This window comes from Mycobacterium sp. 29Ha (genome assembly GCF_032883055.1).
Classification (GTDB): Bacteria; Actinomycetota; Actinomycetes; order Mycobacteriales; family Mycobacteriaceae; genus Mycobacterium; species Mycobacterium gallinarum.
Genome location: NZ_JAMQTI010000009.1, coordinates 232,380 through 247,910 on the forward strand (window position 1 = coordinate 232,380; position 15,531 = coordinate 247,910).

Consider the following 15,531-nt stretch of genomic DNA (forward strand, 5'->3'; position numbering starts at 1 on the left):
CCTTCGCTCATCAGCCGCGGCGCAGGGCTACCGCCGTGACGTCGTCACCGTCGAGCATCTCGTCCGCATTCGCACACAGGTAGTCCACGACCGCCTGCGGGCCCGTCCCATTGCCATCGGCGCACTGCGAGATGGCGTCCTCGAGTCCCTCGATCGAACCGCCCCATAGGTCGAGCACACCGTCGCTGACGAGCAGGATCATGTCCCCCGGGGCCAGGCGGTCGGAGAGTTCCTGCCAGTGGTCGTCCAATCCCATGGGCATGTCGTTGGACGCCAGGCGCTCGATGCGGCCGGACCGAGTGCGGATGACGAAGTGCAACCCATGACCCGCGTCGGCGAACAGGAAGTCGCCAGAGTCCATGTCGACCCGGACATAGGACAGCGTGACGAACGCGCTGATCCGGCGCAGATCGCCCTCGAGGATGCCTGCTGCACCGTTGACCACAGTCGATGGGGTCGCTGCGGGATCGTTGGAGCGCAGCGCCGTGCGAGTCGCCGCGGCGAGCATTCCCGCGTCCATGCCCTTACCCATGACGTCGCCGAGGCTCAGCACGATGGAGGGTTGACGCACGCGCACGTCGTAGAAGTCCCCGCCGACTTGTCGGGCCGGGCTGGTGAACGTGCCGAAGGTCCAACCTGGCGTTGCGGGCAAGGCGCCCGGTACCAGTGCACGTTGCACCTCGACGGCCCGGTTCATCTCCGCCAGCTCGAGCTGACGTAACCGCTCCGATTCGGTGACGTCGTGGAAGTGCAGGACGAACTCGGTCCCTTCGGGCTTCTCGCCGATGACGGCGATACTCACCTGCAGACTGCGCCCGTCGGTCAGCCGCATCGTCAACCGCGCGTTGTCGTCACCATCGAGAGAATCGGCGGCGGTCGAAAGCTCGGCCATGCCGTCCGAACCCATAAGCAGGTCAAGGTTCGTGATGCCCTCCCGCAGCCCGGGCAGCAGGTCGCGTGCTGAGGGGTTGGCGCGCTCGACAATCCACTGGGTGGACGCACGGAATACCAGCAGTTTCCCGGCCACCGAGGAGTTGAAGCTCTTGCGGAACAACTCCTCGCTCTCGTAGAGCTCGGCTCGTGCTGCCTGCGAGGTCTGAAGCTCGTCGACGATGCGCCGCCGCATGTCGTTTACATCCTGTGCGATCCCCCGAATATCGCTGGGACCCTCGACCGGGATCGTCGCGGCGAAATCACCCTTGGCGATCCGCCGGCATGCCGCCGCGACGCCGGCCACAGGCCGGGTGACTGCGCGGCGCACCAAGAGGGTCAGCGCCAGCGCGGTGCCCACCAGCGCGACCAACACAATGATCAGCACCTGGTTCAGCCATGACTGAAACTGCTGCAACTGGGCGCGGGCGTCGTTTCTCGCCGAAACGAGGTTTTCATTTTGTCTGTCGAACAGGGCGCGCAGATTGTCGAACTGGGCCTTGCCGCGGTCGGCCTCCGTGGTGCTGAGCGGGTAGGGCTCACCAGGTGACACGCGTGCGATCAACGGTTCGGCGTAGCTGGTGCGCCATTGCTCGGCCGCTGTTTCGATCGCGTCCAGATCGGCAAGCAGGTCGTCGTTACCCGTCAGGCGTTCGCGCACCCGAGCGGCGGCGGCCTGTTCGGCCTGCTGACCCTCGACGTACGGCTCGAGGAATCGGCGGTCGCCGGTGATGACGTAGCCGCGCACACCGGTCTCCTGGTCACGCAGTCCCGCTTGCATCTGAAAGGCGGTGGCACGTGCGGGCGATGTTATGTCCACCAGTTGGCGAATTGCAGCGTCGGTGCGGTATTGCAGCACCGCGATGAACACCGAACCGCAGAGGACGACCACACCCATCACGCACAACACGACCATCAACCACCCCTGTACGGTCAGCCGCGAGTACATGCGCCGCCGACGCGAGTTCGCGGCGTCGGCATCAGCGGAGGCGGGAGCGCTCACCGCGCGCGGCTCACCCTGCACGGCGTAAGGCCACCGCGGTGACGTCGTCGCCATCCAGTAATTCGCCGGCGTTCGCACACAAGTAGTCGACGGCCTCCTGTGGGCCCGTCCCAGTCCCGTTGGCGCACTGCGCGATTGCGTTCTCGAGTCCGTCAAGCGAACCGCCCCACAGCTCGAGCACTCCGTCACTGACGAGCAGGATCATGTCCCCCGGGGCGAGGCGGCCGGAGAGTTCGCGCCATTGGTCGCCCAATCCAACGGGCATGTCGTCGGACGACAGCCTTTCAACCCGGCCAGATCTGGTCCGGAGGACATAATGCAAGCCGTGACCCGCGTCTGCGAACCGGAAGTCGCCGGAGTCGATGTCCACCTGTACGTAGGCAAGCGTGACGAATGCACTGATGCGACGCAGATCGCCTTCGAGAATGCCAGCCGCATGCGTGACGACCGCCGACGGAGTCATACCGGGATCGTGGGACCGGAGCGCGGTGCGAGTCGCGGCGGCGAGCATTCCCGCGTCCATGCCCTTACCCATGACATCGCCGAGGCTGAGCACGATGGAAGGTTGATGCACGCGCACGTCGTAGAAATCGCCACCGATCTGTTTGGCCGGGCTGGTGGACGTGCCGAACGTCCAGCCCGGCGTCTCGGGGAGTTTGCCAGGCAGCAGTGCACGTTGAACTTCGGCAGCCCGGTTCAGTTCCTCCTGCTCCAGCTGACGTAGCCGCTCCGATTCAGTGACGTCGTGGAAGTGCACGACGAACTGGGTCCCTTCAGTCGTCTCGCCGATCACGGCGATACTCACGTTGAGGCTGCGCCCGTCGTCGAGCTGCACGACGATACGGGCGTTGTCGCCGACAAGGGAATCGGCGGCTTGCGAGAGTTTGCCAACGGCATCCCGACCCATCAAGGTGTCAAGGCTCCTGATGCCACCTTGCAGTCCGGGCAGCAGAGCCCGTGCGGAGGGGTTGGCACGCTCGACAATCCATTGATCGGCCGTCCGGATGCCCATGAGCTTGCCGGCGACCGACGAGTTAAAGCTCTTGCGGAACAACTCCTCGCTCTCGTGTAGCCGCGATGACATCTCCCGCTCGGATCCCACCAGAAGGGACAGCGTGAGCAAGACCGCGACTATCGATAACTGATAGGCCTGTAGTAGGGCAACTCCCGTCGGCCCACCTAGCTGATCGAACGCGAATGGGCCCAAACCGTTCACGCTGCCGTGCGATGCAATACTCGCAACTCCGATGAGGACGAGGGACAGCTGCAGGGTCGACAGTCGAAGCGCCGCGGCCACCAAGGACGGAAAGGTCAGAAACGCCAACGGCAGTAGCGTGTCGTCGAATATGAACACACCGGTGGCGGTTCCCAGCGTCCAGATGACGTGGCCCACCGTTTCGGCGTAGCCCGCCCGTTGTATCCGGTAAGTCGGCGCCATGAGCAGCGGAGTGAGAAGCGCCATTCCCGCAACATGCTTGAGCACAGCGGTTTGGAGCGTTTCCACGGCCCCGGCCGGATACCCGAGCAGATAAAAGGCGGCGGAGGCCAGTACGCCGTAGAGCGTCGCCGACACCAGTGCGATCGCCAGAAACCTGGCCAGATCGCTCGGAGTGAACAGTTGCGGTCGGCGGTCCTGGCGACCGCGAAGGAGTAGCGTGCCGACAATCATCTCGACGGCTAGGGCCGCGGTCAACGCGGCAGCGAGGGGTGCAGGCCGCCCCAACCACACCAAGATCGGCAACGATACGGCCGCAACTGCCAGCGCAAGCATCCAGGTGTACCGTCGCCGAAAACAGATGCCCAGGCCCAGAGCTATGCCCGAGGCCGGCGACCATGGCGGCGTCAACAGGCCCGACGGTTGGAGCCTCAGGGTGATCGCTGTCACCACGGCCAAAGCGAGCAGCATGACGATGATGAACACGGCGTCGGGAATCTGCCACCTGGCAATGCGGAAAGGCGGTGTGTCCGACCCATGACCAGCGTGCGATAAGCGTGGGCTCGACGTGACCTGGTCAGACAATTCAGCCGTGCCCGTCACAGGAAGCCGCGCATCCTCATTCGGATCGACGCCGAGTCAGCGTCCAGTGATTGCCCTTCTGATCGCGCCAGTAGGACAGCTCGTCGAGTACGCGATGCGCGAGTGCCAGTCCGCGGCCGCTTTCGGAGGCCTCGTCGGCCATGGTTATCCGGGTCAGGTCGACCTCCGCGGGATGTCCGTCGTCGGTGAAGGTGACGGCCACGCTTTCCGGGCGCACGTCAACCACCATGCGCAATCGCACTGGCCGCCCGTCACCTGAGTACGCGATGATGTTCGTACCGATCTCACTGACCGCGAGTTCTATGCACATCTTGGTGTGCTCGGAAACTTCTTCTTCCGCCCACGCCAGTTCGAGTGTCTGCTGGATCTCCGCCAGCGTGTCGGGACCGGTAACGGCCTCCATGGCGTGCTCACTCATTCGAAAGCGCTGTCCGCCGACGCATAGGTACGCAAGACCCGGTCAAGGTTGCTCAACTCCAGCACGGTGCAAACCTGCTGTGTGGGAGCCGCAATGCGCAAGTCGCCACCCGCATTCCGCGCAATCTTCAGGGCCGCGATCAACGCGCCCAAACCGGACGAATCAATGAATTCCGTGGCGCTGAGATCGACGACGATTCGACTCACGCCACCATCAACGATGTCATTGAGCTGTTTTCGTAGCGCGGGGGCAGCCACCATGTTCAGCCTCCCGGTCGGCTGCACCACGACGACACCCGACTCCGTTGTCCGAGTGGAAAAGTCGCTCATCTCTCCTCCTTCTTCGTCGTAACCGTCGTGGCACCACCCCTGGGACCAGAACCAACGGCTAGACAAAGCCCTCGTGTAGCTTGCCACGTGCGCTCGGTATTGGGATCAAAGCGCGAAAACACACCGGTGCGCGTCACATCGATGGCATCGCGGATTGGAGATTCCGCTCTTCGCCCCAGAAGAGTCCCGGCGACCTACGCTTACACCTGTGGGGGACGCGACGCCGTCAAACGGGTGGCAGGCTGCGACGGGGCTGTCCGATGCTGAAAAGCGAGAACTCAAAGAAGGACTGATAGCGGCTGTTGTCGGCGTCGGGGTGGACGACGCTGCTTCCCAGTTGTTGATTCAACGACTTTCGACCGACCCCGACGCGCTGGAACCCGTAATTCAGCTTTCGCTGAGTGACCCGGCGCGCCTGGCCGCGCTACACAGCACGGGCCTGCTGGACACGCCTGAGAGCGGCGCCCTCGATACCGTCGCGCTGTTGACGGCAGAAGCGCTTGCAACGCCGTTCGCCGCGGTGTCGCTGCTCGACGACAGCAGGGAACTGATCATCGGGCGCAACGTCGTTCACGGTGACGGCGAAAGGGTGCGCCCGGCCAAACTGTCAATCGGCACGTTCACCGTGGTAAGCGGCATCCCGTTCATTGTCGAGGACGCCACCGCGCACCCGCTGCTGGCAAACCATCCGCTCGTGCTCAGCGGTGAGGTCGGGGCGTACGCGGGTGTTCCGATCTTCAGCGACGACGACGACGCGGTCGGTTCGCTCTTCAGTTGGGATACCCGGCCGCTGAACTGGTCGGGCGGTCAGATCCTCGTCCTGCAGGACATGGCCGACCTTGCGAGCGCGAAGATATTTCGCCGACCGATATGACGAAATCGCCAACGATCCTGGAGGCGCCCGACGAACCCACCGATCGGCAGCACCCAGGTGTGCGCGAGACGAACAACGCACTCGCCGGGCTGGTTCGTGTCGGCTGGATCGGCACGGTCATCGCGGTGTCCATCGACATTCTGGCTGCTTCAGCGGCCGTCGCCATAGGTTTGTGGTGGTCATCGGTATCGGAGAGCCTTCCCCCGTCCTCGTGGGTGGTCGCCCTGTTCGTACCCCTTGTCGTGGTGCTGTTCGCCGTGCAATCCCTGTATCGGCACAAACTGAACCGAAACTTCATCGACGAGGTCGGACCGATCGAGACCAACGTCGCACTGGCGTCCATCCTGGTGCTCGGCATCACGACTCTCGCCCAAGCGCCGCAGCTCTCCGGACCCGTGGTTTCCAAGACGTGGTTTTGTGCCGCCGTCCTGATGCCGATACCGCGCTTCATCCATTCGCGGATTCAGAAGCGAATGAGGCTCAATCGCCGCTTCATGGCACCCACCCTCATCATCGGGAGCGGGGAAGTCGCCAACCGAATCGTCGAACGGTTGCGCGCCCGCCCCGAGTACGGCCTGCTACCGGTCGGCCTCCTCGATGCCGAGAATTCCGCTGCGACAGCGGCGGCAGATACGGATGTTCCGATCATCGGACCCCCGGAAAAGATCGGCGCAGCGATAGAGAGCACCGGGGCAGCGGCCGTCCTCATCGCCTTCTCGCGGGTGAGCGACGAATCCCTTACCCGCGTTGTTCGGATCGCGCACCGACACAAAGCGCGGGTGTGGGTGGTGCCCCGCATGTTCGACGCGGTCGCCGAGCGGGCGACGGTCGATCATCTCGGCGGCCTGCCGTTGATGTCGCTGCCGAGCGCCGACCCGCACGGCTGGCAGTTCAACGCGAAACACGTGATCGATCGCGTCGGGGCAGCCCTGGGACTGCTCGCGATCTCACCAGTGCTCATAACGCTGGCCGTGTTGGTTCGGCTGAGCTCACCGGGACCGATCTTCTACAAACAGGATCGGATCGGTCGCGACGGACGGGTCTTCCAGTGCCTGAAGTTCCGCTCGATGCGGCCGGCCACAGCTTCAGACGGTGACTTCGAACTGAAGTCGCGTTCGGCTCCTGGTGGCGTCGAAGGCGACGACAGACGGACGGGCATCGGCAAGATCATGCGGTCGACATCGCTGGACGAGTTACCCCAACTGATCAACGTGCTCAAGGGAGAGATGAGCCTTGTCGGTCCGCGTCCAGAACGACCGCAGTTCGTCGAGTTCTTCGAAATCCAGATTTACCGCTACGGCGAACGTCACCGCGTTAAGGCCGGCATGACCGGCTGGGCGCAGGTGCACGGGCTGCGCGGCCAGACCTCGATCGCAGACCGGGTGGAATGGGACAACTACTACATCGAGAACTGGTCACTCGCGCTTGATCTCAAGATCCTCTTGCTGACCGTGCCGGCTGTCTTGCGTGGTTCGGAATAGGGCGGAAAACTAGAACGTGTTCCAATTCGGGGCGGTTCCGGCGTACCATGCCGTCATGAGCCGAATTGGACCCTTTGCCGACGACGACGCCGCAGCTTGGGTGGTGAAGTCACCCGATATCGGCGTCGCCATGGCCGGATTCACCAACGCGGTCTACAACAAGAACCGCCTCCCGATGCGTGTCCGCGAGTTGGCCCGGATGGTCATCGCGCTCGACAACGAATGCGTGGTGTGCCAGAACACCCGCGACTCCGAAGGCATCGCCGCCGGGGTCGACGAGGAGCTCTACGACCATGCCGCCGAGTGGCGAACGTGGCCCGGCTACAGCCCGCAGGAGCGGATCGCCGCCGAGTTCGCCGAGCGATTCGCCAGCGACCACACCGGATTGCGTGACGACGAGGATTTCTGGGAGCGCGCGAGCGAGCACTTCTCCGACGAGCTGCTCACCGACCTCGCGCTGTCGTGTGCGATGTGGCTCGGCATGGGCAGGATGCTGCGCACGCTGGACATCGGCCAAACCTGCAAGATCACGCTGTAGCCGACGCGGCACCCCGCACAATGGCGTAATGACGTCGCGCGCCGCAAAACCTCTCGCCGCAGCCGCCATCGCCCAACTCGAGGCCGACGGTGTCGCCACGTTGATCGGCACCGTCGTGAACCCGGCCGGCCTCACCCACGCCAAGACCGTTCCGCTGCGCCGGATGGGCGCGTTCGCCGATCCCGGACTCGGCGCGAGCCCTGTCTTTCACGTTTTCGCCATCGACCAGACCGGAATCGTGTTCGGCGACGCCATCGGGGTGGTGGGGGACCAGCGCATCCGGATCGACCTCGGCGCGTTGCGCATCCTCGGAGACGGGTTGTGTTGGGCGCCGGGCGCTTTCTTCAACCAGGACGGTTCACCGGATCCCTATTGCAGCCGCGGCACCCTGAGCAGGGTTTCCGACCGTATCACCGAGGCCGGCATCGACACGGTGGTCGGACACGAGATGGAGTTCGTCCTCGTCGGACCGGACGGCAGCGAGCTTCCGTCGCACCTGTGGGCGCAATACGGGCTTGCCGGTGTGCTCGAGTTCGAAGGTTTCGTCCGCGACGTCACCAACGCCGCGACGAACTCCGGCATCACGATCGAACAGTTCCACCCCGAGTACGGCAGGAATCAGTTCGAGATCTCCTTGTCCCCACAGCCGCCGGTGGCCGCGGCCGACGCGCTGGTGATGACGCGCATCATCATCGGCCGGGTCGCCCGGAAGTACGGGCTGCGGGTCAGTCTCTCGCCGGTGCCCTTCGCGGGCAGCGTCGGATCTGGTTCCCATCAACACTTCTCGATGAAGCGAGACGATGTTCCGCTGTTCTCCGGCGGTTCAGCTGCTGCCGGGATGACACCGGAGGGCGAGAGCGCGGTCGCTGGGTTGCTTGCCGGTCTGCCCGAAGCGCAGGGCATCCTGTGCGGCTCAGTGCTGTCCGGATTGCGTATGCAGCCCGGCCACTGGTCGGGTGCGCACGTCTGCTGGGGAACCGAGAACCGCGAAGCAGCAGTCCGTTTCCTCATCGGCGGCCCGAGCAACCCACAGGGGGCCAACGTGGAGGTCAAGATCATCGACCCGTCGGCCAATCCTTACCTGGCGACCGCCGCGATGCTCGGTCTCGCGTTCGACGGCATCGAGCGAGAGCTCACGGCGCCGCCTGAGGTCACCGTCGACCCCGACTCGTTGACCGACGCCGAACGCGACAAGGGAGAAATCCGACTACTGGCGCGCGACCAGGCCGAGGCGATCGACATGCTCGACCAATCCGCCTTGCTACGAGGGATTCTCGGTGACGAACCGGTGGACGCCGTGGTCGCGGTGCGACGTTACGAGCAGCAGAATTACGGCGACCTGACGCCCGAGGAGCTGGCCGAGAAGTTCCGTCTGGCCTGGAGTGTGTGAGCGCGTGTGACCCGACTGGCCGAACACATCGACGGCGTGTCGCTGATCGACCACCACGTGCATGGCTGCCGGTTGGCGCCGGTTGACCGCCGCCGGTTCGAGGACAGTCTCAACGAGGCAAACACCGAACCGCTGGCCGACTTCGATTCCGCCTTCGACACCCAACTCGGGTTCGCGGTTCGCGCCCACTGCGCACCACTGTTGGGGCTGCCGCGCCACGCCGACGCCGATTCGTACTGGCGGGCGCGTCGCGAACGCTCCGAAGCCGATCTCGCGCAACTGTTCCTGTCATCGGCCAGGGTGTCCGACTGGCTGGTCGATACCGGCTTCTCCGCCGGGGTCGCCGATCTGGCAGAGCTGACCGATTTGTCGGTGGGCCGGGTGCACGAGATCGTCCGGCTGGAGTCGGTGGCCGAACGGGCAGTCCACGCGGGCGGCGATTATGCGACGGCGTTCGCCGAGATCCTGCACGAGCGAGCAGCCACGGCGGTGGCGACAAAGTCGATCCTGGCGTACCGCGGCGGGTTCGCCGGTGACCTCTCGGAGCCTCCCGCCGCCGAAGTCGCCAAGGCGGCCCAGCGGTGGCGCGACAGCGGGCAGGCGCGCCTGACCGACCGCGTTCTGTTGCGGTTCGGCTTGTATCAGGGGCTGCGACTGGGAAAGCCGATCCAATTCCATGTCGGCTTCGGCGATCGGGACTGCGACCTGCACACCACCAACCCGTTGTACCTTTTGGATTTCCTGCGGCACAGCGAAGACGTGCCGATCATGCTGTTGCACTGCTACCCCTACGAACGCGAGGCCGGCTATCTGGCGCAGGCGTTCAACAACGTCTACCTCGACGGCGGGCTGGCCATCAACTATCTGGGCGCACGGTCGCCGGCGTTCATCGGCAGACTGGTGGAAATGGCACCGTTCCGCAAGATTCTCTATTCATCGGACGGCTTCGGCGCGGCCGAGTTGCACTATCTCGGAGCACGGTTGTGGCGCAATGGAATCCGCGATGTGTTCCAGGGTTTCGTCGACACCGGCGAATGGAGCGAGTCCGACGCTGTGCGCGTCGTGGACCTGATGGCCCGGGGTAATGCCGAGCGCGTCTACGCGCTCGGCTGACTCGTCAGATCAGACCGGTCGCATCGAACATCGGCACGGTGTATGCCGCCGTCACATCCTCGAGCCAGGTCGCGGGCGCGGTGTTGGTCAGCCCGCCCATGTCCCAGTAGTCCTTCCACACCGTGATTTTGCCGTCGTGGACCTTGTGCACGGTGACAAACCTCAGCAGCGCGGTCTCTCCGCTGACCCACTTCCAGGTTTCGGAGTGCTCGTACAGGACGTCGTCGCCATTGCTGACCAGAACGCCGTCATGATTCTCATACGATGCCAACGGCTCGAGTCCGACCTTGAGCTTCGCGATGATGTTCTCGGGTCCTCGAGTGGAAAGCGCCGGCCCTAGGGGCATATCGCAGTAGATGCAGTCGTCAGAAAGGAAGGTCGTCAAGAGCTCCCAGTCGCGCGCCGACAGGGCCTTCCACATGCCCAGCACCGTATCCTCAACTGACACTTGACAACTCCGATTCTTGAATCGCCTGGGCCGGCGCCTTGTGCGCGGCCCGCAGAAATCGTCCGGTGCGCTGCGCGCCTACGACGTCCGTCGGCTCGCCATCGAGGAACACGGCGCGGCCGGCGACGAAGACCGCGCGTACGGTGTCGTCATTGCGGTTGACCATCCGGGACAGGCCGCCGTACTGCTCGACCGGTGACTCGGCGTAGGCCTGCAGCGATTCGTCCAACCGCTCCGGGTCGATCACGACGATGTCGGCGCGGTCGCCCATGTGCAGATGGCCGGCGTCGATGCGGTACCAGTCGGCGAGTTCGCCCGTCAGGCGGTGCACCGCCTGCTCCACCGTCATGAAGGGACTACCGGCCTGCTGCGCTTCGTGGACGTGACGCAGGAGGCGCAGATTCATGTTGTAGAAGGCCATATTGCGCAGATGCGCACCCGCATCGGAGAAACCCATTTGGATGCCGGGATCCCGCGCCAGCTTCTTGAGCACCTCGGGCCGGTGATTGGAGATCGTCGTGCGCCAGCGCAGCGCCGTCCCGTGCTCGAGCACCAGGTCGAGGAACGCGTCGACGGGGTGCAGACCGCCGCGATCGAGGCCCACTTGGCCGAACGACTTGCCGACCACCGACTCGTCGGGGCACGCGACGATCTCGGCGTCGAAGAAGTCGCGCTGCCACACCCGCATCCCGAACTTGCTCTCGTACTGCTTGCGGAACTCTCGGCGGTACGCCTCGTCGCGCAGCAGCTCGTTGCGTTCGACCTCGTCGCGAAGGTGCAGCGCCGCCGCGCCCGCGCCGAACTCCTCGAAGACCACCAGATCGATGCCGTCGGCGTACACCTCGAAAGGCACCGGCAGATGCTGCCAGCGGAAGTTGCCGCCGAGCCGGTTGACCAACCGCGCCAGCGGGCCGAGCAGCTTGATCGCGTACGGGTTCGACTTCACGTCGGCCGCCGACAACAGGCTGGTCTTCAGCGGATTGCGGAAGATGCCCAGCGACTGGAAGACCTGCGAACCCAGGTTCAGCGGGTTCTCGATGTCGGGTCCGGACTGCAGCACCCGACCGGTCCGGCGCAGTTTCGACTTGAGGCGACGCAGTTCCCGCGGCCTGGCGTACGTTGACGGCAGCGTGCGGGACCGGCAGACCTCGCCGTCGAGCTTGTCGAAAAGCAGTTGCTGAGAGGACATTCCGACGAAGCCGGCGCGTAACGCCTCGTCGAGCCACTGCTCCATCTGGGCTTGTTCGCGTCTGGTCGGCCGTTGCCGCTTCTGGGTGGCGCGGTCCAGCCCCATCGTCGCGGCGCGCATATCGGAGTGACCGATGAACGCGGCCACATTGGGTCCGAGCGGGCGCGCCTCCAGCGCCGCGATGTACTCCTCGCAGTTCGTCCAGGTCTTGTGGGTGTCGACGGCGCCGATCACGTGTTCGCGCGGGATCGCCTCGACGCGGCCGAAGATGTCTCCGGCGTCCACGCCGTCGACGTGCACGGTGGACAGTGAGCAGGATCCGAGCATCACCGTGGTCACGCCGTGTCGCAGCGACTCGGTCAAAGCTGGGCCGACCAGAACCTCCACGTCGTAGTGGGTGTGAATGTCGAGCATGCCGGGCAGCACCCACTGGCCAGTCGCATCGATAACTCGTCGGCAATCCGTCTCGTCGAGGTCGGCGGTGCTGATCGCCGCGACGTGACCGTTGCGGATGCCGATGTTGCGCACGGCCGATGGCGCGCCGGAGCCGTCGAACCAGCGGCCGTTTTTGATGATCGTGTCAAAACTCACCACGTCATAGAACAGTGCGGACCCGCAGGTGTCAACGAAATCCGTGAACAGATTTCGATAGTTGTCTACTTTCAGGCCTGACCTGCAATTATCCGGGGGCCCAACCGTCCGGCTGGCGGCCGTCCAGGTCGGTGAAACCGTACTCACGCGCGAGGTCGGCCGACGTGACGGATTGCTGGTTGAAACGTGACCGGCGCGCGTCGGCGGCGATCGCGGCAACCCCGCGCCCGACGTACCTGGGTGTCTCCGACACGGCGAAGGCCGGGGGAGCGACGGGGCCGTCGGAGCGCAGCGGGTCCAGTGCGATATGCCAGTTCTCCTCGGTGACGCCCCAGTTGTCGAGCATCATCTCCGACCGCAGCCAGCCAGGCGTGACGGCCACCGCGGTGGCGCCGAAGCCCGCCAGCTCGTGGCCCTGGCTATAGGCCAGCCGGTTGACGGCGACCTTGGCCAGATCGTAGAACACCGACAACCGATAGTTGTCGTCGTTGAAACTCTTTGTCCCGTCGGTCACTTCGACGAGCAATCCGCCGGGACGGCACACCAGCAGCGGCAGCAGGCAGTGCGACGTGATGAGGTGGGTGTCGATACCCAGCCGTAGGATGCGTAGACCGTCGGCGAGGTCGTGCTCCCAGATCGGCCGGTTCCACAGGGGTGGACCGCCCTTGAGGATCTCCGCGCCCCAGATGTCGTTGACGAGGATGTCGATCGCGCCGTAGTCGCGGCGCACATGGTCCGCGAGACGCGTCACCGCGTCCACATCGAGATGGTCGACCTGCACTGCGATCCCGGTGCCGCCCAGGCCAGAGACGAGTTCGGCGGTTTCCTCGATGGTTTCTGGGCGGTCATAGTCGGATTCGGCGTTGCCGGCCACGCTGCTGCGGCCCGTGCAGATCACCGTCGCCCCGGCTTCACCGAGCGACGCGGCGATGCCTCGCCCCGCGCCGCGCGTCGCTCCGGCCACCACGGCTACCCGGCCGCGCAGTGCATCCGCATCCGGAGTCCAGTCCATGAGTGCATACTTGCGAAAGTGACCCCGTTACAGCGGTATATCGCGGAAGAAATCGCCACCGATCACGTAGACGGGTTGCTGTCCAGACGCGAGGCCCTACGCAGGCTGGCACTGCTCGGCGTGGGCGCCGCGGCGGCGACCGCGTTGATCGCGGCGTGCGGCGAGAACAAGCAGCCGACGTCGAACGCGCCCGTGACGTCGAACGAGCCGGCCACCGTCAGGACACCGCCGCCAGGATCGGAGAACACCGTCCCGTCTGCGCCGATCACCTGGGCCGGCCCCCGTGGGGAACTGCAGGCGGCCTGGGCGCCCGCAGCCGAACCGCGCGGGGGAGTCCTCGTCATCCACGAGAACAAGGGACTCAACGACTACATCCGCTCGGTGGCCGGGCGGTTCGCCGGCATCGGCTACTCTGCGCTGGCGATCGACCTGCTGTCCGCGCAGGGCGGCACGGGTAGGTTCGCCGATCCCGCCGAAGCCACGGCGGCCTTGGGCAAGCTGCCGCCCGAGGAGGCGCTGGCGGATCTGAAGTCGGGAATCGACGAACTCCAGCGCCGGGTGCCGGGCAAGAAGGTCGCCGCGGTCGGCTTCTGTATGGGTGGCGGTTTCGTCTGGCGACTGCTGGCCTCCGGTGAGCCGCGGCTGGCCGCCGCCGTGCCGTTCTACGGTCCGACGCCCGACAACCCGGATTTCGCCGGCTCCAAAGATGTTGCAGTGCTGGGTATCTACGCCGCCCAGGACCAGCGCGTCAACGCCACCGAGCCGGTCGCGCGGGCGGCGCTGGAGAAGGCCGGCCTGGTATTCGAACTGGTCACCGAACCCGACGCCAACCATGCGTTCTTCAACGACACCGGCGACCGGTACAACGCCACCGCCGCCGAGGATGCCTGGCGCCGGGTGCAGGACTGGTTCACCGCACACGTCGCCTGACGACTTTCGTCAGGGAGTCCGAATTCGCGCGCAATTCAGCTGGGCGTTGATGTCGCGTTGTTGACCGCACATGCGTCCGGGTCAAATTCAGCTCATGCGGGTAGCACAGGTCGCGAATTTCTACGGCCCGCGTTCGGGGGGCCTGCGCACAGCAGTGGATCGTCTCGGAGCGGAGTACTGCGCCCGCGGACATGACGTCTTCCTGGTGGTGCCGGGCCGAACCCTCGAATGGCACGAGCTGCCGTCGGGAGTCGTCCGAATCTCGCTGCCGGCTCGGCTCATCCCGTTCACCGGTGGATATCGTGCCGTGCTGCCCGGGCCCGTCACCGAACTGCTGGCGCAGCTGGCGCCGGATGCACTCGAGGTGTCCGACCGCCTCACCCTGCGCTCGCTCGGTGAATGGGGCAGGCAGCGCGACGTCGCCACGGTGATGATCTCCCATGAACGGCTCGATCGCCTTGTCGGGCAAGTACTCCCGGCGCGTGCCGCCCGCTCGATCGCCGACGCCGCCAACCGCCGCACCGCCGAAAGCTATGACGCGGTCGTGTGCACCACGGCGTTCGCGCGTGCGGAATTCGACAGGATCGACGCCACGAACGTGGTGACGGTGCCGCTCGGCGTGGACCTCGACCAATTCCATCCCAGCCGACGATCCAGCTCGGTCCGGCGACGGTGGGCCCGCCCGGAGCAGACGTTGCTGGTGCATTGCGGCCGTCTCTCGGTGGAGAAGCATGCTCACCGCAGCATTGATACCGTTGCCTCCCTGCGGCACTCGGGTGTGGACGCCCGCCTCGTGGTCGTCGGCGAAGGCCCGATGCGCGCCAGGCTCGAACGCCAGGCCGCCCGCCTGCCCGTCGACTTCACCGGCTACATCGGGTGCCGCGACACCGTGGCCACCATCCTCGCGACCGCCGACGTCGCGATCGCACCGGGTCCGCACGAAACGTTCGGCCTTGCCGCGTTGGAGGCCTTGGCCTGCGGTACACCGGCGGTGGTTTCGCGGACGTCGGCGCTCGCGGAACTTCTCACCGCCGAAAGTGGTGCCGCAGCAGACAACGACCCGGCTGCCATCGCACGAGCGGTCACGTCGATCATCAGCCGTCCAGAGCGGTTGCGGCGCAACGATGCCCGACGCCGCGCAGAACAGTTCACCTGGCCGCGAGCTGCCACTGGAATGCTGAACGCGCTGGGCGCGGGTTAGGTGTACTGCCCAGGCAGGTTGGTTGAGAAAGTGTGACGACTCGCTG

14 protein-coding genes are annotated in these 15,531 nt (G+C 65.3%); 7 read left to right on the plus strand and 7 right to left on the minus strand.

Features of this window, described 5'->3' with window-relative positions; translation table 11 throughout:
- Positions 1-10: 10 nt before the first annotated feature.
- The 4 genes from M1248_RS14445 to M1248_RS14460 all read right to left on the minus strand — a co-directional run bounded on the left by M1248_RS14445 (position 11) and on the right by M1248_RS14460 (position 4,718).
- Complete coding sequence (locus M1248_RS14445; RefSeq protein ID WP_317148773.1) at positions 11-1,987, minus strand: CHASE3 domain-containing protein; 1,977 nt, start codon at positions 1,985-1,987, stop codon at positions 11-13.
- Positions 1,944-3,854 (minus strand): SpoIIE family protein phosphatase, encoded by a 1,911-nt coding sequence (locus tag M1248_RS14450; RefSeq protein ID WP_317148774.1) that lies wholly within the window; start codon positions 3,852-3,854, stop codon positions 1,944-1,946. Before M1248_RS14450 ends, M1248_RS14445 begins: the two co-directional genes overlap by 44 nt.
- A 133-nt stretch (positions 3,855-3,987) precedes the next feature.
- On the minus strand, positions 3,988-4,389 hold the full coding sequence (locus tag M1248_RS14455; RefSeq protein WP_317148775.1) for an ATP-binding protein: 402 nt from the start codon (positions 4,387-4,389) through the stop codon (positions 3,988-3,990).
- Positions 4,386-4,718, minus strand: coding sequence for an STAS domain-containing protein (locus tag M1248_RS14460; RefSeq protein WP_163737172.1), 333 nt, complete (start codon positions 4,716-4,718; stop codon positions 4,386-4,388). The genes M1248_RS14455 and M1248_RS14460 overlap by 4 nt, the downstream gene beginning before the upstream one ends.
- Before the next feature lie 208 nt (positions 4,719-4,926).
- On the opposite strand from M1248_RS14460, the gene M1248_RS14465 reads away from it, so the two are divergent.
- Genes M1248_RS14465 through M1248_RS14485 form a run of 5 tightly spaced genes read left to right on the plus strand, consistent with a single transcriptional unit; the run spans position 4,927 to position 10,114 of the window.
- Positions 4,927-5,592 (plus strand): GAF domain-containing protein, encoded by a 666-nt coding sequence (locus tag M1248_RS14465; RefSeq protein ID WP_317148776.1) that lies wholly within the window; start codon positions 4,927-4,929, stop codon positions 5,590-5,592.
- Positions 5,589-7,073, plus strand: coding sequence for a sugar transferase (locus tag M1248_RS14470; RefSeq protein ID WP_317148777.1), 1,485 nt, complete (start codon positions 5,589-5,591; stop codon positions 7,071-7,073). Before M1248_RS14465 ends, M1248_RS14470 begins: the two co-directional genes overlap by 4 nt.
- Positions 7,074-7,128: 55 nt before the next feature.
- Complete coding sequence (locus tag M1248_RS14475) at positions 7,129-7,611, plus strand: carboxymuconolactone decarboxylase family protein (RefSeq protein WP_163728342.1); 483 nt, start codon at positions 7,129-7,131, stop codon at positions 7,609-7,611.
- Positions 7,612-7,639: 28 nt separating this feature from the next.
- Positions 7,640-9,001: a glutamine synthetase family protein gene (locus tag M1248_RS14480; RefSeq protein ID WP_317148778.1), complete on the plus strand. Its 1,362-nt coding sequence runs from the start codon at positions 7,640-7,642 to the stop codon at positions 8,999-9,001.
- Positions 9,002-9,007: 6 nt separating this feature from the next.
- Positions 9,008-10,114, plus strand: a complete 1,107-nt coding sequence (locus M1248_RS14485; RefSeq protein WP_317148779.1) for an amidohydrolase family protein — start codon at positions 9,008-9,010, stop codon at positions 10,112-10,114.
- A 4-nt stretch (positions 10,115-10,118) separates the two neighbouring features.
- Here M1248_RS14485 and M1248_RS14490 read toward each other — a convergent pair whose 3' ends face one another.
- The 3 genes from M1248_RS14490 to M1248_RS14500 all read right to left on the minus strand — a co-directional run bounded on the left by M1248_RS14490 (position 10,119) and on the right by M1248_RS14500 (position 13,354).
- The gene (locus M1248_RS14490; RefSeq protein ID WP_163728336.1) at positions 10,119-10,562 is read right to left on the minus strand and encodes a nuclear transport factor 2 family protein; all 444 of its coding nucleotides are present in this window, start codon (positions 10,560-10,562) and stop codon (positions 10,119-10,121) included.
- Complete coding sequence (locus M1248_RS14495) at positions 10,552-12,342, minus strand: N-acyl-D-amino-acid deacylase family protein (RefSeq protein ID WP_317148780.1); 1,791 nt, start codon at positions 12,340-12,342, stop codon at positions 10,552-10,554. Before M1248_RS14495 ends, M1248_RS14490 begins: the two co-directional genes overlap by 11 nt.
- An 88-nt stretch (positions 12,343-12,430) precedes the next feature.
- Positions 12,431-13,354 carry an SDR family oxidoreductase gene (locus M1248_RS14500; protein ID WP_317148781.1) on the minus strand — a complete coding sequence of 308 codons (924 nt, stop codon included), beginning with the start codon at positions 13,352-13,354 and terminating at the stop codon, positions 12,431-12,433.
- Between the two features lie 18 nt (positions 13,355-13,372).
- On the opposite strand from M1248_RS14500, the gene M1248_RS14505 reads away from it, so the two are divergent.
- The gene (locus M1248_RS14505; protein ID WP_317148782.1) at positions 13,373-14,284 is read left to right on the plus strand and encodes a dienelactone hydrolase family protein; all 912 of its coding nucleotides are present in this window, start codon (positions 13,373-13,375) and stop codon (positions 14,282-14,284) included.
- 94 nt (positions 14,285-14,378) lie between these two features.
- The gene (locus tag M1248_RS14510; protein WP_317148783.1) at positions 14,379-15,485 is read left to right on the plus strand and encodes a glycosyltransferase; all 1,107 of its coding nucleotides are present in this window, start codon (positions 14,379-14,381) and stop codon (positions 15,483-15,485) included.
- Positions 15,486-15,531: the final 46 nt, after the last annotated feature.